The 20,008-nt window shown below is 66.3% G+C and carries 15 protein-coding genes and 1 pseudogene; 5 read left to right on the top strand and 11 right to left on the bottom strand.

Annotated elements, in window-relative coordinates:
• Positions 1–24 precede the first annotated feature (24 nt).
• From DFO58_RS00235 to DFO58_RS00225, 3 genes are all read right to left on the bottom strand, one after another.
• Positions 25–1,455, bottom strand: coding sequence for an APC family permease (locus DFO58_RS00235; protein WP_047119933.1), 1,431 nt, complete (start codon positions 1,453–1,455; stop codon positions 25–27).
• Between the two features lie 111 nt (positions 1,456–1,566).
• Positions 1,567–2,496, bottom strand: a complete 930-nt coding sequence (locus DFO58_RS00230; RefSeq protein WP_047119934.1) for a helix-turn-helix domain-containing protein — start codon at positions 2,494–2,496, stop codon at positions 1,567–1,569.
• A 105-nt stretch (positions 2,497–2,601) separates the two neighbouring features.
• Positions 2,602–3,195, bottom strand: a complete 594-nt coding sequence (locus tag DFO58_RS00225; protein ID WP_047119935.1) for a TetR family transcriptional regulator C-terminal domain-containing protein — start codon at positions 3,193–3,195, stop codon at positions 2,602–2,604.
• 130 nt (positions 3,196–3,325) lie between these two features.
• Here DFO58_RS00225 and DFO58_RS00220 point away from each other — a divergent pair, with 130 nt between their 5' ends.
• The 4 genes from DFO58_RS00220 (at position 3,326) to DFO58_RS00205 (ending at position 9,022) form a co-directional block, all read left to right on the top strand.
• Positions 3,326–5,248, top strand: a complete 1,923-nt coding sequence (locus DFO58_RS00220; RefSeq protein WP_120989054.1) for a primary-amine oxidase — start codon at positions 3,326–3,328, stop codon at positions 5,246–5,248.
• Complete coding sequence (locus tag DFO58_RS00215; protein WP_147407162.1) at positions 5,223–5,690, top strand: hypothetical protein; 468 nt, start codon at positions 5,223–5,225, stop codon at positions 5,688–5,690. The genes DFO58_RS00220 and DFO58_RS00215 overlap by 26 nt, the downstream gene beginning before the upstream one ends.
• Positions 5,691–6,048: 358 nt before the next feature.
• The gene (locus tag DFO58_RS00210; RefSeq protein WP_047119938.1) at positions 6,049–7,494 is read left to right on the top strand and encodes an FAD-dependent oxidoreductase; all 1,446 of its coding nucleotides are present in this window, start codon (positions 6,049–6,051) and stop codon (positions 7,492–7,494) included.
• Positions 7,495–7,531: 37 nt separating this feature from the next.
• A complete protein-coding gene (locus DFO58_RS00205; RefSeq protein WP_047119939.1) occupies positions 7,532–9,022 on the top strand; it encodes an aminobutyraldehyde dehydrogenase in 1,491 nt (496 codons plus the stop codon).
• 9 nt (positions 9,023–9,031) lie between these two features.
• Here the strand turns inward: DFO58_RS00205 and DFO58_RS00200 are convergent, their stop codons facing one another.
• The 3 genes from DFO58_RS00200 to DFO58_RS00190 are packed head-to-tail and all read right to left on the bottom strand — an operon-like array spanning position 9,032 to position 12,474.
• The gene (locus DFO58_RS00200) at positions 9,032–10,150 is read right to left on the bottom strand and encodes a CDP-glycerol glycerophosphotransferase family protein (protein ID WP_052772472.1); all 1,119 of its coding nucleotides are present in this window, start codon (positions 10,148–10,150) and stop codon (positions 9,032–9,034) included.
• A gap of 20 nt (positions 10,151–10,170) precedes the next feature.
• On the bottom strand, positions 10,171–11,151 hold the full coding sequence (locus DFO58_RS00195; protein ID WP_183043068.1) for a zinc ABC transporter substrate-binding protein: 981 nt from the start codon (positions 11,149–11,151) through the stop codon (positions 10,171–10,173).
• Between the two features lie 45 nt (positions 11,152–11,196).
• Entirely contained in the window at positions 11,197–12,474 is a 1,278-nt protein-coding gene (locus DFO58_RS00190) for a YibE/F family protein (RefSeq protein ID WP_120989051.1), read from the bottom strand.
• A 151-nt stretch (positions 12,475–12,625) separates the two neighbouring features.
• Here DFO58_RS00190 and DFO58_RS00185 point away from each other — a divergent pair, with 151 nt between their 5' ends.
• Positions 12,626–13,804, top strand: coding sequence for a CPBP family glutamic-type intramembrane protease (locus DFO58_RS00185; RefSeq protein WP_183043067.1), 1,179 nt, complete (start codon positions 12,626–12,628; stop codon positions 13,802–13,804).
• 86 nt (positions 13,805–13,890) lie between these two features.
• Here the strand turns inward: DFO58_RS00185 and DFO58_RS00180 are convergent, their stop codons facing one another.
• From DFO58_RS00180 to DFO58_RS00160, 5 genes and pseudogenes are all read right to left on the bottom strand, one after another.
• A complete protein-coding gene (locus tag DFO58_RS00180; RefSeq protein ID WP_047119942.1) occupies positions 13,891–15,021 on the bottom strand; it encodes a hypothetical protein in 1,131 nt (376 codons plus the stop codon).
• 139 nt (positions 15,022–15,160) lie between these two features.
• Positions 15,161–16,270 carry an NADH:flavin oxidoreductase/NADH oxidase gene (locus DFO58_RS00175; RefSeq protein WP_113607540.1) on the bottom strand — a complete coding sequence of 370 codons (1,110 nt, stop codon included), beginning with the start codon at positions 16,268–16,270 and terminating at the stop codon, positions 15,161–15,163.
• Positions 16,271–16,352: 82 nt separating this feature from the next.
• Entirely contained in the window at positions 16,353–17,708 is a 1,356-nt protein-coding gene (mgtE, locus tag DFO58_RS00170; protein ID WP_120989049.1) for a magnesium transporter, read from the bottom strand.
• Positions 17,709–18,127: 419 nt separating this feature from the next.
• Positions 18,128–19,537, bottom strand: coding sequence for an L-serine ammonia-lyase (locus DFO58_RS00165; RefSeq protein WP_047119945.1), 1,410 nt, complete (start codon positions 19,535–19,537; stop codon positions 18,128–18,130).
• A gap of 177 nt (positions 19,538–19,714) precedes the next feature.
• A pseudogene (locus DFO58_RS00160) lies at positions 19,715–20,008 on the bottom strand (serine hydroxymethyltransferase); the annotation flags it as partial.

The following is a 20,008-nucleotide window of genomic DNA, read 5'->3' as shown; positions in this document are numbered from 1 at the left end:
GGCTCCTTTACGTGGGTGGTGTGGTTAGAGGACTGGGACTTGGTCGGCGTCGGTCTTGATGACGGCCTTGGATCGGGCCGCGGTGGTCACCAGGAATCCGATGATGCCCGGCACGATGACGATGGCCATCAGGATGTACCCCAGCATGCCCGGTTCTTCCATGCCGAGCAAAACGTCGAAGTTGATGACGATCTGGATGAAGATAAAGACCAGTGCGGCTCCGGAGAGCAGCGGGGCGATGACCCGGGTGAGCAGCGAATCGCTGGTGCGGTGCGTGGCGAAGTATCCGATGATCGCGAAGGAGGTCAGCGCCATGAGCAGCACCAGGCCGAAGGCCGCGGAATTGGTCAGCCAGGTGAACATGGTGAACACGATGAACATCGGGTCTTCGCCGGTGGAGATGACAGCGAAGACCGCGATCACGATCAGCGCCAGCATCGACTGGGCCAGCGAGCCGGCGACCGGGGCGTGGGTGCGGCGGGAGGTGCCGGCCAGGAAGGCGGGCAGTGCGCCGCCGCGGCCCATGGAGTAGAAGTAGCGGGCAACCACGTTATGGAACGCCAGCAGCGCGGCGAACAGGCTGGTGATGAACAGCAGGTTGGCCAGGTCCACGAACCAGGCCGGGCCGTGGGTGGCGAAGAAGACGAAGATCAGATCCGGGCCGAATTCGGCCGAGGCGCCGAGCACGTTCGAGGCGCCCTCGCCCACGGAGATCGCGAATGCGGAGAAGGCGTAGAAGCAGGCGATCACGATGACTGCGATGATCGTGGCGGTGCGGGCGGTGCGCTTGGGGTCCTTGACTTCTTCGTTGTAGATGGTGCCGGATTCGAAGCCCATGAACGCGGCGATGGTGAACGCCATGACAGCGCCCATGCCGGGTGCGATCGCGTCCGAGAGGTCGAAGGCGGCACCCGGGGCCGGGGCCTCCGGGGAGATGACGAAGGCCATCACGTTGTAGATGACAACCACCAGGAACTCGGCGGCCACCACGATGCCCAGCACCTTGACCGAGAAGTCCACGCGGTTCACGCCCAGCAGGCCGACCAGCACCCAGGCCGCCAAGGCCATGACCCACCAGGGGATCTGCGTGCCCATCATGGAATTCGCGAAGGAGGAAGCGGCAAAGCCGAACATGCCGTAGATGCCGATCTGCATCAGGTTGTAGCTGACAACCGCGATCATCGCGGCGCCCACGCCGGAGGCCCGGCCCAGGCCCTGGGCGATGTAGGCATAGAACGCGCCGGCGTTGGGAATGTGGCGGCTCATGGCGGTGTAGCCGATGCTGAAGACCAACAGGATCGCGCCGACCACGAGGAATGACAGCGGCACGGACTGCATGCCGGTGACCGCATAGTTGGTGGTGACGCCGCCGGCGACGGCGGTGAGCGGTGCACTGGCCGCGATGATCATCACGACCAGGGCCGGCACGCCCAGTTTGCGTTGTTCGAGTCCCATTGGATCCCCCATTACGAGTAGGTAACTCTAGGATCCCCCGGTATGGCGTGGATCACCTTGGCATTGCGTGCAGCGCTCTTGCGCTTGGGCGCAGGTTCGCCGCCTGTGCGTTCAGGCGGCCTGCTGCTGGCGGAAGCGGCCCGGGGTGAGGCCGAATTCACGGGAGAACATGCGGCTGAAGCCCGCCGCGTCGGGGATGCCCACCTTCGCGCCGATGCGCTGCACGGAGACCTGCCCGAGCAGCGGATCGCGCAGCAGCGTGCGTGCCTGCTGCAGCCGGCGGTGCCGGATCAGCGCGGCGACGGTACGCGGCTCGTGCTCGAACAGCGCGTGCAGCGAACGCACCGAAATGAAATGCGCGGCGGCGATGCGCGCCGGATCCAGTTCGGGTTCGTCCAGGTGCGCGTCGATGTAGGCGGTGATGCGCTGGCGCTGCGCGGCCTTGGAGTCGGCCTGGTTTTCCCCGCCCAGCGCGCCGGCCAGGGCGGTGGCAATCAGGTCAACGGTGTTGCGGGCCAGCGAGTAGCCGCCGAATTCGTCCCAGGCGGCCAGGTTGTTGCCCAGGTGGCGCAGCAGCGGGGTGACGGTGCCGGCCAGCGGGTGCTCGTGCTTCAGCGCGACAGCGGTGATCTGCCCGACCTGCTGCGGGGACAGCCTGAACTGGTCGTGCGGCACCAGCGCCACCATGACGGAGGCAGGCTTGTCGAAGGACAGGGTGTAGGGGCGCTGGGTGTCGTAGATGGCCAGATCCCCCGGGGACAGCACGGTTTCGCGCCCGTCCTGGATGAGCAGGCCGTGCCCGTCGAGCTGGTAGGAGACCTTGTAGTAGTCCCCGTCCCCGCTGGTGCTCAAGTCCTCGGTGCGCAGCACGGCGTGCGGCTTGGCGGTGATGCGCATCAGGCCGATGTCCCCAAGCATGTTGGCCCCGAGCGTGGCGGCGAAGTGGCCGCGGGAGACCTGTTCGCTGCGCAGCTGCACGAAGGCGTCGGAGATCAGCGCCGACCATGCGGAAAACGAGTCAACATGCTGCACCTGATACATCCACGCCCCCTGTGCTCTGCGCCCGCGACTGTGCCGGGCGACACGTTCGAGGGTAGCCCACAAAGACCGAAAAGTCACGGTTTTTCTTCCTACGTAGAGGAAAGATCAGCGGGCTTCGGCTAGCCGCGACAGCCCGGCCAGATGGTGCTCGAGCTGTTCAAGCAGCGATTGCACGGTATTGGCCTGCTCGTCGAGCACGCTTCCGGCCTGGGCGCCCATCAGGAAGTTGATCAGCGCATCGCGCGCCGCCGAAGCCTCCGGGTGCCCGGCGCCCAGCAGCTGCTCCAGCCAGGCATCCAGAGCGTCGCGCCAGCCCTGCATGGTTCGGGCATTGGCCTCGGCCAGCGCCGGATCACCCAGCGCCAGGTGCCAGAAGTGCACGGCAACCCGGGCCTCGTCGCGGCGCAGCTCGTCCAGCGGCAGCACCTCGTGGGCGAAGGCCTCGATGGCCGCCAGCCCTTCCAGCGAGCCGGCGCTGCGCTCGATCCGCGCATCGGTGGACTCGGCGACGTAGGTGAAGGTGGCCGCGAGAATCGCATCCTTGGTCGGGAAATAGATTTTCAGCCCGCCGTTGGCGTAACCGGCGGCCGCGGCCAGGTCGCGCAAATTCAGCTTCGCGATGCCCTCGCGGGCGATGAATCTCCACGTGACTTCTACGATCTCGCGACGGCGCTGGTCATGGTCGACGATTTTCGGCATGGCTTAAGCCTAGGCGAAATGACGCGTTTCACCGCAGGGCTTGCGTCGTGGGTCACAGCACCGTATTCTCTACACCCAGAGAACAAAAAATGTTGTGGATCACATCCCATCACCGAAGGGCTCCAGCATCATGACTGAAACCACCTCCGTGGCCACCAACTTCACCCTGCTCGCCGAGCAGGAAATCGCCGCAGCCAAGGCGCTGCTGGTCGAGAACCGGCTGTTCACCGAGCACACCCGCATCGCCTACATGGGCCTTGAGGACCCGAGCGAGCAGAACGCCGACCGCCTGGTGCGCGTCATGCTCATGGACAAGCTGCGCAACGAACCCAAGGACGTGGTGCTGGACTTGACCCGGGGCGAGGTCGCTTCGGTCATCAACCTCGACCCGGCCGCGGTGGGACAGCTGCCGGTGCTGGTCGAGGAATTCGAGATGGTGGAAGCGATCCTGGCCGAGGACGAGCAGTGGGCCGCCGCGCTGGCCAAGCGCGGGCTGCGCACCGACCAGGTGCGCGTCGCCCCGCTGTCCGCCGGCGTGTTCGAGTACCCGGAGGAATCCGGGCGCCGCATCCTGCGCGGCCTGGCCTTCCGCCAGGACTTCGCCGAGGACTCCGCCTGGGCGCACCCGATCGACGGCCTGGTCGTCTACATCGACACCATCGCCGCGAAGGTCGACCAGCTGCTGGACTTCGGCAATGTCGAGATCCCTGCCACCCACGGCAACTACACCGATCCCGAGCTGACCGGCCCGGTCCGCACCTCCCAGAAGCCGATCGAGATCACCCAGCCGCAGGGCGCCAGCTTCACCGTGACCGAGGGCAACCACGTCGAGTGGGAGAAGTGGTCGCTGGACATCGGCTTCGACATGCGCGAAGGCCTGGTGCTCTACAACATCGGCTTCGACGATGCGGGCGAGCGCCGCCGCATCCTTGACCGCGCGTCCATCGCCGAGATGGTGGTCCCCTACGGCGATCCGTCGCCGGTGCGCAGCTGGCAGAACTACTTCGACACCGGCGAGTACCTGGTCGGCCGCTTCGCCAACTCCCTGGAACTGGGCTGCGACTGCCTGGGCGAGATCCACTACATCTCCCCGGTGATCACCGACGCCGACGGCAACGCGCAGAGAATCACCAACGGCATCTGCATGCACGAGGAAGACGCCTCGATCCTCTCCAAGCACTCGGACGACTGGTCGGGCGTGAAGTACACCCGCCGCAACCGCCGCCTGGTGATCAGCTTCTTCACTACCGTGGGCAACTACGACTACGGCTTCTACTGGTACCTGTACCTGGACGGCACCATCGAGTTCGAGGCCAAGGCCACCGGCATCGTGTTCACCTCCGCGATGCGCGACGAGCGCTTCGCCTCGGAGATGGCCCCGGGCCTGGGTGCGCCGTTCCACCAGCACCTGTTCGGCGCCCGCCTCGACTTTTCGCTGGACGGCGGGCCGAGCCAGGTCATCGAGGAAGAAGCGGTACGCCTGCCGATCAGCGAGGAGAACCCGCGCGGCAACGCCTTCACCCGCAGCCACACCGTGCTAGCCACCGAGAAGCAGGCGGTGCGCGACGCGAATCAGGCCGCCGGGCGCACCTGGGTGGTCACCAACCCGGAGAAGAAGAACTACCTGGGCAAGCCGGTGGGCTTCAAGCTGCTGCCCCAGGGCCTGCCGACCCTGCTGACCGCCGAAGGCTCCTCGGTGCATCAGCGCGCGCAGTTCGCCTCCAAGGCCCTGTGGGTCACCCAGCGCAACGCCGCCCACCGCTACCCGACCGGCGACTTCGTGAACCAGAACCCGGGCGTGGACGGCATCGGCTCCTGGATCGAGGACGACAAGAGCATCGACGGCGAGAAGATCAGCCTGTGGCACACCTTCGCGCTGACCCACTTCCCGCGCACCGAGGACTGGCCGATCATGCCGGTGGACACCGTCGGCTTCAAGATCCGCCCCGAGGGCTTCTTCGACCGCTCGCCGGTGCTGGATGTCCCGGAGCCTGCCAAGCACGGCTGCTGCGCCACCACCGAAGCCGATGGCTGCTGCGGTTCTAACGGCTAGCGCCGCCCCGGCAGCACCGGCCCGGGTGCAGCTCGGGAACCGCGTGCTGGGCGCGGCCGTGCTCGGCTCGGCCGTAGTGCATCTGGCGGTACTGGCGCTCATCCCGCACGCGCCGCTGTGGACGGCGCTGTTGCTGGCCATGACCGCCTGGTGCCTTAAGTGCGCCTGGTGCGTGCTGCGCGGCGGGAACGCGCTGGAACTGCTGGGCATGTGCGCGGCCATGGGAGCGGCGCATATCGCGATGGTTGTCGGGATGCCTTGGTTCACCGGGCATCACGATGGGCACTCGGGGCACCTAGGAAGCCATGCGGTCCCGATGCTGCTGATCGCGCTCATGGAGTTCGCGCTCATGTTCGCCTCGGCGCTAGTGGTCCGCCGCCGGCATGCCGGGGCGGCCAACGCGGCGAATCTTCCGGTTCCCGCCGCGCTCAGCCGACCTTGATACCCAAGCCCCCGAGCTGTTTCATTCGAAACAGCCCGGGGGCTTTTGCCTGCCTGCAACAGGGCACATCTGAAGTCGCTAAAAGACTGGCTCGTCACAAACCGACCAGTTGGTCGGGTTTGGCTTGACACCGCTACCGCGGAACGATTGAATATGTAATGAATCACATTCTATTCGTGATCTTGACCTTGAGAAGAGGGATACCCTTGACTGCCCCTTGGCAATCTTCCGAGATCACCCGCGCTCAGTTCACCGCGAAGGCCCAAGGTCCCCTGGTCGTACCACTGGAATGCGCCACGCACCGCGCCTGAACCCGCATTCCTTCCCGACCCCATACCTTTCAGACCAAGGACCATCCATGGCTATCACCAACCCGATTTCATTCGACCGCCACGAGGCCAAGGCCTCGCGCGCGCACATCTCCGCCTCGCTGGCCGACGCCAAGCACACCAGCTACTGGCTGGACACGGACAAGCGCCCGGCGCCGAAGTCCGCGCTGCACGGCAGCGTCGACACCGACCTGCTGGTGGTCGGAGGCGGCTACACCGGCCTGTGGACTGCGCTGCAGGCCAAGGAGCGCGACCCGCAACGCGAGGTCGTGCTGCTCGAGGGCCAGCGCATCGGCTGGGCCGCCTCAGGACGCAACGGCGGCTTCTGCGAAGCCTCGCTGGTCCACGGCGAAACCAACGGCGAGAACCACCTGCCCAGGGAGAACGCGCTGCTGGCAAAGCTTGGCGCGCAGAACCTCGACGAGCTGCAGGCAACCGTCGAACGCTACACCATGGACGTTGACTTCACCCGCGACGGCGTGCTGAACGTTGCCACCGAACCCCACCAGATCGAATGGGTCACCGAGGAAGCCGGATCCGAGGGCGTCGAGGTCCTGGATGCCGCCGGTACCCGCACGCTCATCAACTCCCCCGATTTCCTGGCCGGCGCCTGGGACAAGGACAGCTCCGCGCTGGTCCACCCCGCCAAGCTGGTCTGGGAACTTGCCCGGGTTTGCACCGAGCTTGGCGTGAAGATCTACGAGCACACCCAAGTCACCGAGCTGGTCGAGGACGGCGCCACCATGCGCGCGCTTACTGCCGACGGACAGGTGACCGCGAAGCACGTCGCACTGGCCACCAACGTCTTCCCCTCGCTGCTCAAGCGCCACCGCGCCCACGTCATCCCGGTCTACGACTACGCATTGATGACCGAGCCGCTGACCGAAGAACAGCGTGCCGCCATCGGCTGGGATCCGATGGTGGGACTGGCTGACATGAACAACCGTTTCCACTACTCCCGCCCGACCATCGACGAGCAGGGCGGATTCCGCATCCTGTACGGCGGCTACGACGCGGTTTACCACTTCGGCGGCAAGGTGCGTTCCAGCTACGACACCAACCAGGAAACCTTCGAGAAGCTCGCCTCGCACTTCTTCGGCAGCTTCCCTCAGCTGCGCGAGGTGAAGTTCTCCCACGCCTGGGGCGGGGCAATCGACACCTGCTCGCGCTTCTTCTCCTTCTTCGACCTGGCCTACGGCGGCAAGGTCGCCTACTGCGCCGGCTTCACCGGGCTGGGCGTGGGCGCCACCCGCTTCGGCGGCAAGGTCATGCTGGACCTGCTCTCCGGCGCGAAGACCGAGCTGACCGAGCTGGAACTGGTGCGCACCAAGCCGATCCCGTTCCCGCCGGAGCCTGCCGCCTGGGTCGGCGTGAAGCTGATGACCAGCCACCTGGTGAAGGCCGACCGCAACGAAGGCAAGCGCTCGCCCTTCCTGAAGCTCATGGACAAGATCGGCATGGGCTTCGATTCCTGAGCCCGCCGCCAGCCACTACCTATCCAAGGAACCACCTATGACTACCTTTGAATTCACCGAGGGCCACCAGTTCATCAACGGCGCGTTCGTGCGCGGCGAAGGCCCTGCCATCACCCGCACCAGCCCTGCCACCGGCCAGAAGCTGATGGACGTGGACACCGCCACCGCCGCCCAGGTCGACCAGGCAGTGCAGGCAGCGGCCGCCGCGTTCTCCAGCTGGTCCAAGCTCACCCCGGGCGAGCGCTCCGACCACCTGCTGGCCCTGGCCCGCGAGCTGCAGGGCAAGGCCGACCTGCTGGCACAGGTGGAAACCGCGCAGACCGGCAAGACCATCCGCATGTCCACCGAATTCGATGTGCCGGGCTCGATCGACAACGTGAACTTCTTCGCCGGAGCGGCCCGCAACCTGCAGGGCCTGGCCGCCGGGGACTACGCCGGAAACACCACCTCGATGGTGCGCCGCGAGGCCATCGGCGTGATCGGCTCGATCAGCCCGTGGAACTACCCGCTGCAGATGGCCGCATGGAAGGTGCTGCCGGCGATCGCCGCGGGCAACACCATCGTGCTCAAGCCCAGCGAGCTCACCCCTGGCACCACCTTGCTGTTCGCGCAGGCCGCCAAGGACGCGGGACTGCCCGACGGCGTCATCAACGTGGTGGTCGGCGGCGGCGTGGAGGTCGGCGAGCCGCTGGTGCGCCACCGGTTGGTGAAGATGACCTCCTTCACCGGGTCCACCGCGGTGGGCCTGAAGATCATGTCCATGGCCGCCGAGAGCGGCAAGCGCGTGCATCTGGAACTGGGCGGCAAGGCGCCGTTCGTGGTTTTCGACGACGCGGATATCGAGGCAGCAGCTCACGGCGCGGTGGCCGGTTCCACCATCAACGCAGGCCAGGACTGCACCGCCGCCACTCGCGCCTACGTGCACTCCTCGGTGTTCGAGAAGTTCACCTCCCGCGTGGCCGAGCTGATGGACGCCATGGTGGTCGGGGATCCGACCGACGAGGACACCGACATGGGCGCGCTGATCAGCGAGCAGCATGCGGCCAAGGTCGCGGCCATGGTCGAGCGCGCCGTCGCCGCCGGGGCCACCGCCCTGGCCGGAGGCGTGCGCGTTGACCGTCCGGGCAACTTCTACCGCCCGACCCTGATCACCGGAGCGGCGCAGGATTCGGAGATCGTGCAGGACGAGGTGTTCGGCCCGGTGCTGGTGGCGCTGCCGTTCGACACCGACGAGCAGGCCATCGAGCTGGCCAACGACACCCCCTACGGCCTGGCCGCCAGCGCCTGGACCAAGGACGTGAACCGCGCCATGCGCGCCAGCGCCGAGATCCAGGCCGGCTGCGTGTGGATCAACGAGCACATCATCATCGTCTCGGACATGCCGCACGGCGGCTACAAGGCCTCGGGCATGGGCAAGGACATGAGTCAGTACTCCTTCGACGAGTACACGAACGTCAAACACGTGCTGATCGCCCATGACACCGCGGCCCACCGCGAATGGCAGGACACGGTGTTCAAGCAGCGCTAGCCCGAAGCGTCAGACACTGCGCAGCAGCTGGCCCAGTTTTTCCGTCGCGCCCCCCGGTTCGGTGGTGGCGAAGAAATACTGGGCCAGCTGCTTTTGCCGTCCGGACACCCCGGAGGCCGCCAGCGCGGCCACGCGGTCGGCCAGCCCGTTGGCGTGGCCGAGCAATTGGTCCGCCGGCAGGCCCTGGCGCAGCTTGCAGTCCCGGTCCCCGGCCAGCAGCAGCGGCACATTCAGTGCCACCGCGTCGTAGGACATGGCCGAGATGTCGCAAATCGCCACGTCGGCCCAGACCAGCGACTGGCCGGCGTCCGCGGTGGGATCCAGCAGCGAGGTGTAGTTGGACTTCAATGCGGTGATGGACTTGCGGGCTTCGCCCGACACGTCACCGGTCTTGGGGTGCGGGCGGAAGCGGACCTCGAAGCGGTCGTCGGCCTGCAGTTGGGCGAGGATCCGCTCCCCCAGCGCGGTGATGGAGGAATAGGCCATGGCCTGGGAATCGCCTTCCCAGGTCGGCGCATAGAGCACCCGGATCCTGGCGCTCGGGCCGCTGGGCGTCAGCGCATCAAGCTGCGGGCGGCCGATCTGCACCAGGTGGGCGAGGTCGAAGCGCGGGATGGCCTCGCGGATGCGCTCGACCGCCGCCGGGCCGGCGACGCAGGCGTAGTCGTAGGCCTTGAGCTGGTTGGAGACCATGGAGGCCTTTTCGCTCTCGCCGTGGTTCAGGTGGATGTGCGCCGGGCCGTTGAAGCGCAGCATGGTGAAGTTGCGCTGCGAATTGTTCACGTAGCAGATGGCCTTGGTGCCCATCGCGGCCAGCTGCTTCTCGATCTGCTCCATGGAGCGGGTGAACAGCAGCGGCAGGCTGGTCGAGTCCAGCGCCTGCCGCGCGCTGAGCGCGTCCATGAGCACCACCCCGGTGCTCATCCCCTGGTCGGCCAGCCGTTCGAAGGTCTCCAGCCAGGTGTCCAGCTGGTAGATCTGGCCCGGGCCTTCAGCGAAGAACAGGACCACATCCGCCTGTTCCAGTCCACGGGAGGCTTCGGCGATCTGGGCTCGCACCGAGCGCTCGGCCAGCAGGGACTTGGCTTTTCCAGCGGCTTGATTGATTGGGGATGGAATCAACGGCATGCGTTAAGTCTACGTAAGCGCTAGCCCTTCAGCGCGGAGGCAAGGGATTCGATGTTTCCCTGCATCCATTCCAGGTAGGTCGAGCCGTCGGTGATCGTCTCGGTCAGTTCCACCACGGGCACCCCGGCGTCTTTCGCCACCGAGCTCAGGGCCTTGGTTTCGGTGCCTTCGGTCTGCACGTTGTAGACCATCACGTCCGCGCCCTTGCCGGCCAGCAGGTCCTCGGCGTTCTTGAGGGTCAGCGGGGCGATGCCCTCGCCTTCCTCGATGGCTTCGCTCAGCCCGGCGGGGGTCTTGTTGACCATGCCGGCGTCCTCCAGCAGGTGGAACGGCACCGGTTCGGTCATCAGGTAGCTCTTGCCCTCCAGCCCGGCGGCGGACAGCTCGCCAGCCAGTTGCTCGATGTCGGCGTCGAATTCCCGGGCGTTGCGCGTGTAGTCTGCGGCGTTGGCGGCGTCCTGCTTGCCCAGCTCGGCGGCGAGGGCATCGGCCAGCGCGCTCATGGAGTCCAGGTCGTACCAGACATGCTCGTTGTACTCGGCGTGCTCGTGCCCGTGCTCCCCGCCCTCGTCGTGGGCGTGCTCATCGGCTTCGTCCCCGTGGCCCTGGGCTTCCTCGGCGGCGACCGGCGAGGAGTCGACCACATGCAGCAGCGAGAGGTTGTCGCGCTGCTCCTGGGGCAGCGACTGGACCAGGGTGTCCATGAAGGAGTCGTATCCCCCGCCGTTGGCCAGCACGATGCTGGCCTGGGAGACGGCGAGCTTGTCGCGGGCCGTCGGCTCGTAGGAATGCGGGTCCTGCGCGGTGGAGGCGATGATCTCGCTGACCTCCGCATGCTCGCCGGCTACCGTCTGGGCGATTTGCGCGTAGACGTTCGTGGTGGCCACGATGCTCACACCCGAGTCTCCCGGCGCGCTCTGCGCATCGGAGGAGCATCCCGACAGCAGCAGGCCGGCGACGGGAACGAGGGCAAGTGAGGCGAGAATTGAGCGGTTTTTCACGAGGAAGCTTTCTAGTTCAGGTTCGCTATTGAGAACTATTCTACATTACTCGTGAGAATGATTCGCACTTAGCGCCGCCCGGCGGCCGCTGCCGCCCAGCGATTTGCCGTGTGCTCCCCCGGTTCCGGTGGCCTTGACCACCAGCACCGCGATGGAGGTCGTCACCGGAATCGCCAGCACCAGGCCGATGGAGCCGATCAGGATCCGGATGACTTCCTCGGCCATTTCCCCGGAGCTGAGCGTGGTGCCGAAGCCCTGGTTGCTCAGCGCGGCGATGGCCAGCACCGGCAGCGCCGCGCCGGCATAGGCGAAGGCGATGGTGTAGACCGTGGAGGCGATGTGGTCGCGCCCGATGCGCATGCCGCGCAGGAAGAGCTCGGTGGCGCTGGCCTTCGGCGCGGACTCTGCCAGCTCCCAGACCGTGGCCGACTGGGTGATGGTCACGTCGTTGAGCACACCCATGCCGCCGATCAGCACGCCGCAGATCAGCAGGCCCGGCAGCGAGATCTGCGGAGCCACGGTGGACAGCGTCATGGCGGCCTCATCGTGCGCCCCGGTCAGCGCCGCCGCGTCGGTCAGCCACAGCGCCAGTCCGGCCGTCACCCCCAAGCCGAACAGCGTGCCCAGCAGCGCGGTGGAGGTCTTGGCATTCAGCCCGTGCGCGAAATACAACGCCACGAACATGATGGCAGTCGAACCGGTCAGGCCCACCACAATCGGATTGCCGCCTTCCAGCAGCGCCGGGACCATGAACACGATCATGAAGGCGATGCCGCCGACCAGCCCGATCATGGCGCGGGCCCCGCGCCATCCTGCCACGAGCACGACCACCAGGCCGTAGGCGATCGCCAGCAGGGCCATCGGGAAGGTGCGCACGAAGTCAACGAACACGAAATCCGTCCCGGAGTTGGAGCCCACCTTGGACAGGTCCAGGTAGCGCAGCGAATCCCCCGCCCGCGCTTCGCGCGACTGCAGCGTCTCCTGCGGGATCTCCAGCTGGATCTCGGCGCCGCCGTCATCGGGCATCACGTAGGTGACGGTGCATTCGAGCACCTTGCCGCCCACGTCCTCCAGGCCCTGCGAAGAAGGGCAGTCCTGGAACACCGAACGGGTCACGGTGCCGGTGGCCATCACCGCGCCGCCGGTGGTGTCAGTGGATCCCGACAGGGCGAACTTGTCGTAGTTCCCCTGCGGCCACAGCGCGATGACCATGACCAGCGCCAGGGCGCCGACCGGTGCGAGCAGGGCCCAGAGGATGATCGAGGCACGGCGGCGCCGCTTGGGGTCCTGCAGGATGGGTTCGTCGTGATGGTGGTGGCCCACGGGTGCGTTCTCCGCATCGCTCGAGTCGAAGTTGTCGTCCCCAAGTCTAATCAGCCAGTGGCAAGCCCGGATGCCTGCCCCTTCGGAATGAGCGCAGAGATCCTCCGGAAGGTTCATGCGTTTGGGTGGGCCTCACCGGGAGAATGGAAGCATGAGCATGACATCAAATGCGGGGCTTCCCGCCCCGACGGAAAACGTTGATGAACCGCGCTACGAGTTCCACAGGCTCCTGCGGCGCGACGAGAACTACCGCTGGTGGCGTCCGCTGGCGCTGCTGGGCACTGCCTCCGGATTCTTCGCGGTGCTCTCCATCGTGGTTGGCGTCATCGCCTTCGTGATGATGATGTCCAATCCGGCGTTCTGGAGCGGCGACACCGCGGCGCTGGAGCAGCTCACGGTGATGAACATGGCTGACCCGATGATGTTCTCCATCGTGATGATCTCGCTGATCGTGATGATCCCCTCGGTGTGGTTCGCCTACCTGCTGCTCGGAGCCAAGCCGGTCTGCCTGCTGGTCTCGGTCGCCGGGAAGATCCGCTGGGGCTGGATGGGCACTGCGTTCGCGGTCAGCGGCATCGTGTACGCCGCCTACTTCGCGCTGACGTTCATCCTGGACGCCCTGGATGCGGGCGGCGGCGTCGAGGTGCCTGCCAGCAGCATCCCGCCAAGCCCCTTATTCTACGCCCTGCTGGTCATCCTGCTCACCCCGCTGCAGTGCGCAGCCGAGGAACTTGTTTTCCGCGGGGCGTTCATGCAGGTCATCGGCAGCTGGCTCAAGCACCCGCTCTTCGCGATCCTGCTGCCGGTGCCGCTGTTCACCGCCGGGCACCTGTACGACGTCTACGGCCTGCTGGACGTGGCGATCTTCGCCATCGCCGCCGGCTACCTGACCTGGCGCACTGGCGGCCTGGAAGCCGCGATCGCGATCCACGTCGTGAACAACACCTCGCTGTTCCTGCTCGGTTCGGTCGGCCTGGTGGACCTGAACGCCGAGGGCTCGGACCTGGTTTCGCTGCTCATCTCCGGCGCGATGACCGCAATCCTGACGGTCCTGCTGGTCAAGCTCGCGCAGAAGAAGGACATCCAGCGCAGCGTCGGGCCGGCGCCGCGCCGCCGCGCCGAGCAGCACCTGCTGCAGCCGTGGCCCATCGCCTACCCGATGGGCCCGCAGCAGCAGGCCTACTGGGCGCCGCAGGAGAACGGGAACTTCGCCGGACAGCACCAGCCCGGGCCGGATGGATTCCCGCAGACGCCGATGGAACCGGGGCAGCCCGGAGCGCAGGGGCCGGACGGACCAGCCGGACAGGACCCGGACCGGAACTACCGGTAGCCGCCCCGCATACGCGACGGCAGGCATAGGCAAGCGTGGGATCGCCGAGGCGTTCCCACGCTTGGTTGGTTAAGTGCGGTTGGCTCCTAGGACTTGGCCCACCGAAGCAGCGCGGCGATGCCGGCACCGTCGGGCATGGCCATGTCCGGGACGTAGCGGATCGTTGCGTCGGTCAGGGCAGTGGCCCGCAGCAGGACTTCCGGGGCCGGCCATTCGCCGACTACCAGGTCTGCGTGATCATCTCCTTCTTGGTGTGCGACCCATGGCTCGGCGCTCAGCGCGCGCAGGGTGTGCTCGTCCTGGTACTGGCCGACCAGCACCACTTCGGCCTGGGCCGACTGCAGCGCGGTGACGACTTCGTCCAGCCCCACGGCCAGCAGCGACCTCCCGTTGCCTGCCTGCGCCGTGACCTTGGCCTCCAGGTCCGCGACGGCCGCCGATTTCACCTCGTCCACGAGTTTCGAAATATGCTGCTGCACCTGCTTGGTATCCGCGCCGCCGGTGCGCGTGTGGGCGTCGATGACTTCCACATAGTCCTGCAGGTTGGCCGGCAGCGCGCTGGCGACCGCTTCGCGGGCCTTGATGTCCCCGGAGAGGACGATCAGCCGTACGTAGTTGTCGCGGCACATGTCCTCAATCAGCTCGGCGACTTCCTCCGTGTTCCGCCGAATCATTTCATCCGCAGCGGCCTGGGCCTTGGGCTGGTCGTATTCCCCGGGCACCTTGCGCGCGTGGCGGACTTCCTCCGGTGCGCCGACGATGCCGCGGCTGGCGATGCGTTCGGGTGAAGTGGTGTTGTAGAGATGGACTTCTCCGCCGTCGCGTCCGACCTCTGCCACGAGGTAGGAGAACGAGCCGCCGCGGGATCGCGCCAGCGCAGTGAAGTTCGGGAACGGTCCGACGTCGACCGACGGCGATTCAACCTTCAGCCCGGGGAGCAGTTCGTTCAACAGCACCTCGCCGTCATGCACTGCGATGAAACGGGCTACCGGTGCGCGCATTCCCTGCGCTGGCTCAAGTGCACCGGTGACGGCGCTGATATCCCCAGCGCTTGCCTGCTGGCTTTTGAGCAGCTTCGCCACCTTGTCGGGAAGATTATCTGCTGCCTCTTGGGCGGATGTGTTTCCCAGCGAAGCATCGACCAGTGCGGTGCTCCACGGGCCGGGCTTTCGGTAGAGCGAAGCGTCGATTCCATTAGAATCCGCGCGTAGTGCCATGCTGACTCCCTTCCGCACGCGACTCTCGCCGCGATGCGACTTGATCCGTGGCACTAACCTAACATCACTATTCAGATGCAGGAAGAGGTAAGCGCAAAGTAAGCCGCGGATCCGCGCAAATCAGCATGGCCCCCTGAATCTACCAGCGGCCGCGCCAGTACTGCGCCGGGGATGCCGTGGCCGCGCCCAGCTTCTTGGCAGCCCGGTTAGGCCACTGCGGGTCGCCCAGGGCGGCGCGTCCCACGCTCACGCCGTCGGCCTGGCCGGTCACCAGGATCTGCTCGGCCTGCACTGGATCGGTGATCCCGCCGACGGCCGTGACGAACGCGTCCTCGGGAAGCGCCTGCTTGACAGCTTGGGCCAGCGGCACCTGGTATCCCGGTCCGCTGGGACCGCGGAAGGGCCCGATCCCCGCGCTGGACAGGTCGAAGGCCCGCACGCCCGCCGCGTAGAGTTCCGTGGCCAGCCGCACCGTGTCATCGATGCGCCAGCCGCCCTCGACCCAGTCGTCTCCGGAGAACCTGATGCCCAGGGCCTTCTCCTGCGGCCACACGGCTGCGACTGCCTGCACGATCTCACGCAGGTAGCGGGTGCGGTTCTCCCAGCTGCCGCCGTATTGGTCGGTGCGCTGGTTCACCAGCGGGGAGAGGAACTGGTGGATCAGGTAGCCATGCGCTGCATGGATCTGGATCAGGTCGAATCCAGCTTGGTCCGCGCGCTTCGCGGCCTCGGCCCAGTCCTGCACCGAGTCGGCGATCTGCTGCCCGGACATCTGGGCTGCCGGAGCCAGTCCGTGCAGGTCGCTCGGGGTCGAGGTCAGGGTCTGCCAGCCGCCGTCCTCCGGGGCGAGGCTTCCGGTCTTCCCGGCGTCCTCGTATTCCTTGAGCCAGCCGTAGGTTGAGGCCTTGGCTCCGGCGTGGGCCAGCTGCACGCCGGCGGCGGCCCCCTGGGAATGGATGAACTCGGTGACCGGCTTCCAGGCTTCGGCCTGCTGCTCGTTCCACAAACCGACGTCCAAGTCGGAGATCCTGCCTTCGGGCGCCACCGCCGTGGCCTCGGCGATGACCAGCCCGAATCCGCCCTGGGCGTGGGCGCCCAGATGGACCAGCTGCCAGGCGGTCGGGATCCCGTCGCGCTGCTCGATGGAGTACTGGCACATCGGCGGCAGCACCGCGCGGTTGCGCAGCGCCAGGCCTTCTCCGGCGCGGGTAGGGATGGTCGTGGGAGCGAAGAGTTTACTTTGAGGCATGCTAGGTATGACGTTCCGGCCCGGCCGCTTATTCCGCCGCCGAGATGCGGCGTAACATTTCGCCCCGGCGCGGGCCGGAGCCTCAGCCCAGGACCAGCACCGCGATGCTCAGGTAGACAACCAGCCCCGCGGCGTCGACGAAGGTCGAGATGAACGGGTTGGAGAACACCGCCGGATCGGCCTTGATCGACTTGCCGATGATCGGCATGATGCCGCCGACCCCTGCCGCCACGGTGCACAGCACCATCAGGGTCAGGCCAATCACCCAGGCGACCTGTTCATCAAAGATCACCCGCGTCAGCAGGAAGCCAAGCAGCCCGAGGCTGAGCCCCAGCACGAAGCCCACGCGGACCTCGCGCAGCAGCACGCGGCCGATGTCGGAGATCCGCACCTCCCCCATGGCCAGGGCGCGGGTGACGGTGGTCGCCGCCTGGTTGCCGGTGTTGCCGCCGATACCCACGATCAGCGGAATGAACAGGCTGAGCACCACCATGGATTCGAGGGTTTCCTCGAAGCTGGAAAGCACCTGCACGGTCAGCGTGGCGCCGATGGCCAGCACAAGCAGCCAGAGGATGCGCGAGCGGACCATGCCGCCGATCGGGGTGCTCAGGTACGGCCGGTTCAGCGGTTCGGAACCGGCGGTGCGTGCGGTCCGCGCCTCGTCGGCGTCGTCCAGGATCTCCAGCGCCTGAGCCCAGCTCAGGACCCCGACCAGCTTTTCCTCCTGGTCGAGCACCGCGCCGATTTCGAGCTGGCGGTTGACCACGCGGCGCGCGGTCTGCACCGCGGGATCCGCGACCGTCGCGGTGAACATCGGGGTGAGCAGGTCCCCGACGGGGCTCTGCGGATCAGCGGCGATGAGCTGGCTGAGCTCCACTCCGCCGAGCAGGCGGCGCTCGTGGTCCACCACGAGCACCAGGTTTGCGCTGGTGCGCTCGGCCACCTGCTGGCGGACGCGCTCAAGGGTCTGCTCTGCGGTCAGCTCCGGGTAGGTCTTGATGTAGCGCGTCGAGACGAAGCGTCCCGTGGAGGCCGCGGAGTAGCCAAGGAGCACGCGGGTTTCTTCGCGGGTCGTGGAGTCCAGTGCCTGCAGCAGGCTGGAAGCCACCGTGGCAGGAAGCTCGTCGAGCAGCGCCGCCCGCTCGGTGGCTCCGATACCGGCCAGCGTCTGGGCAACCGCGTCCTGCTGGAGGCCCTTGATGAGGTCGGCCTGCAGCGGGGCGTCGAGCTTTTCGAACACCCTCAACGCCCGCGGCTTGTCCAGCAGGCGGAAGGCGATGGCGGCTTCGGAGAGGCTGAGCGTGTCCAGGTGTTCGATGATTTCCGCCGGTTCCAGCCGGCGAAGCTGCGCGGCCAATGCGCCGAGCTCCTCCGCTTTCAAGGCTGCGTGCAGTTCCCGAGAATTAGTTGAGAAGTCTACTTTTGGAGTGGTGTACATGGCAAGTCGTCCAAACGTGTTGTTTGGCGCGGAAACATCAGCATTCTGCCCCGTAAACCGAAGGCCGGAAGCAACAAAAAAGAGGAGATAAATCTCCTGATTTAGCTGGTGTTCTGCGCACGTGAATGAGAGCCGGTCGCGAACTCGCAGACGTGCACGCAGGGAAGCCGAAAGAGGCTTGGGCGCTACGAATCGTCCCGGAGAGATCGCGTGAACATAGATCGGCTAGGGCCGTCGTCCATGTGATCACCTCCTTGCGGACAGGGTGGCGCGTGGGCCACCGTCTATCTCCAGTTCTATCATCCTTGCCTGCTGATGTCCCGCCATGGTGCCTGAGCTCATAGGGTCCGGAAGCCCGGCAGGGCGGAGCTTCGATGAAGCTCCGCCCTGCCGGCGCATGGTGCACGATTGTCAGTGCGTCAGCATTCGACGACGTTGACGGCCAGTCCGCCCATCGCGGTTTCCTTGTACTTGTCGCTCATGTCCTTGCCGGTTTCCCGCATGGTGATGATGACTTCGTCGAGGGTGACGTGGTGTTCGCCGTCGCCCATCAGCGCCATCTTCGCGGCGTTCACTGCCTTGGAAGCGGCGATCGCGTTGCGTTCGATGCATGGGATCTGCACCAGTCCTCCGATGGGGTCGCAGGTCAGTCCGAGGTTGTGTTCCATGGCGATCTCCGCGGCGTTCTCCACCTGTGCAGGGGTTCCGCCCAGGATTTCGGCCAGCCCGCCGGCGGCCATGGAGGAGGCCGAACCGACTTCGCCCTGGCATCCGACCTCGGCGCCGGAGATCGAGGCCTGTTCCTTGTAGAGCACGCCGACCGCGCCGGCGGTGAGCAGGAAGTTCACGACGGCGTCGTGCTTTTCTTCCGCGTTCCAGTACTTGGCCCCCGGGGCGTAGTGGGTTGCGTAGAACAGCACGGCGGGGATGATGCCGGCGGCGCCGTTGGTCGGGGCGGTCACCACCCGGCCGCCCGAAGCGTTTTCCTCGTTGACGGCCAGGGCCACGAGGTTGATCCACTCCTGCCAGAACACCGGATCGCGGTCCTTGTCTTCCTTGCGCAGGCGCTTGTGCCATTCAGGCGCGCGTCGGCGGACCTTCAGGCCGCCGGGCAGCACGCCGGTTCGCTCGAGGGCGGAGTTCTTGCACTCCTCCATGACCTCGTAGATGTGGATCAGGCCGGAGCGGATTTCTTCGCGGGTGCGGTAGGTTTCCTCGTTGGCCATCATGATTTCAGCGATCGACTTGCCCGTTTCGCGGCAGTGCTCCAGCAGCTTGGACGCAGTGGTGAACGGATAGGGCTGCTGCTTGAGCTTCTTTTCCAGGCTCTTTTCGATGCGTTCCTCGGCGCCTTCACGCACAATGAAGCCGCCTCCGACGGAGAAGAAGGTCTCATTGGAAAGTTCGGCGCCCTGGGCGTCGAAGGCGATGAACTTCACGCCGTTGGTATGGCGGGGCAGCACGGTCAGCGGGTGCTGGATCATGTCCTCGACCCGGTAGTCCAGGTCCTTGCGGTGCCCCAGCTGCTCGGCCAGGCGTAGCACGCCGCTCGCGTCCATGTCCGCCAGGCGGGAATCAACCTGGGTCGGCAGGATGCTTTCCGGCTCGAAGCCTTCCAGCCCCAGCATGATGGCGGTGAAGGTTCCGTGCCCGCGGCCGGTGGCGGCCAGCGAACCGTAGACGTCAACGCGGATGCTCTCCACCGCGGGGAGCTGCCCCTCGCGCACCAGATGCGCAATGAAAGCGTGGGCCGCACGCATTGGTCCCACGGTGTGGCTGGACGATGGTCCGATGCCTACCGAGAAGAGATCGAATACGCTTACCGCCATAGCGGATCACATCCTTAGATCTTGGGATCCGGGTGAAACCCGGATCGGCTTGTCTGTCATGCAGGGTTCTTCCCCCTGCCGTCCTTCTTGTGCCGCGTATTTTTGGCAGTAGAGAGACTGAGGGCCCGAAAAGCGCTTTTTCGCCGCTTTCCAGGCCCTCATCTTCGTTTGAAGATGCTACTCGGAAACCTTGGCCAGCTCCGGGTACAGTGGGTGGGCTGCGGCCAGCTCCAGAACCCGGGCCTTCAACTCCGGCAACACCCCGGTGTTGCCCTCGGCCCCGGCAATCAGGGTCTGCGCAATGATCTCCGCAACCTCGGCAAACGCCTCCTCGGAGAACCCGCGGGTCGCCAACGCCGGGGTGCCGATCCGCAGACCGCTGGTAGTCATCGGCGGACGCGGATCAAACGGCACCGAATTGCGGTTCACCGTGATCTCCACCTGCGCCAGCAGATCCTCGGCCTGCTGCCC

Source organism: Arthrobacter sp. AG1021 (assembly GCF_003633665.1).
Classification (GTDB): Bacteria; Actinomycetota; Actinomycetes; order Actinomycetales; family Micrococcaceae; genus Glutamicibacter; species Glutamicibacter soli.
Note: the sequence above shows the minus strand (reverse complement) of the source record. Positions and strands in the feature narration are given on the sequence as shown.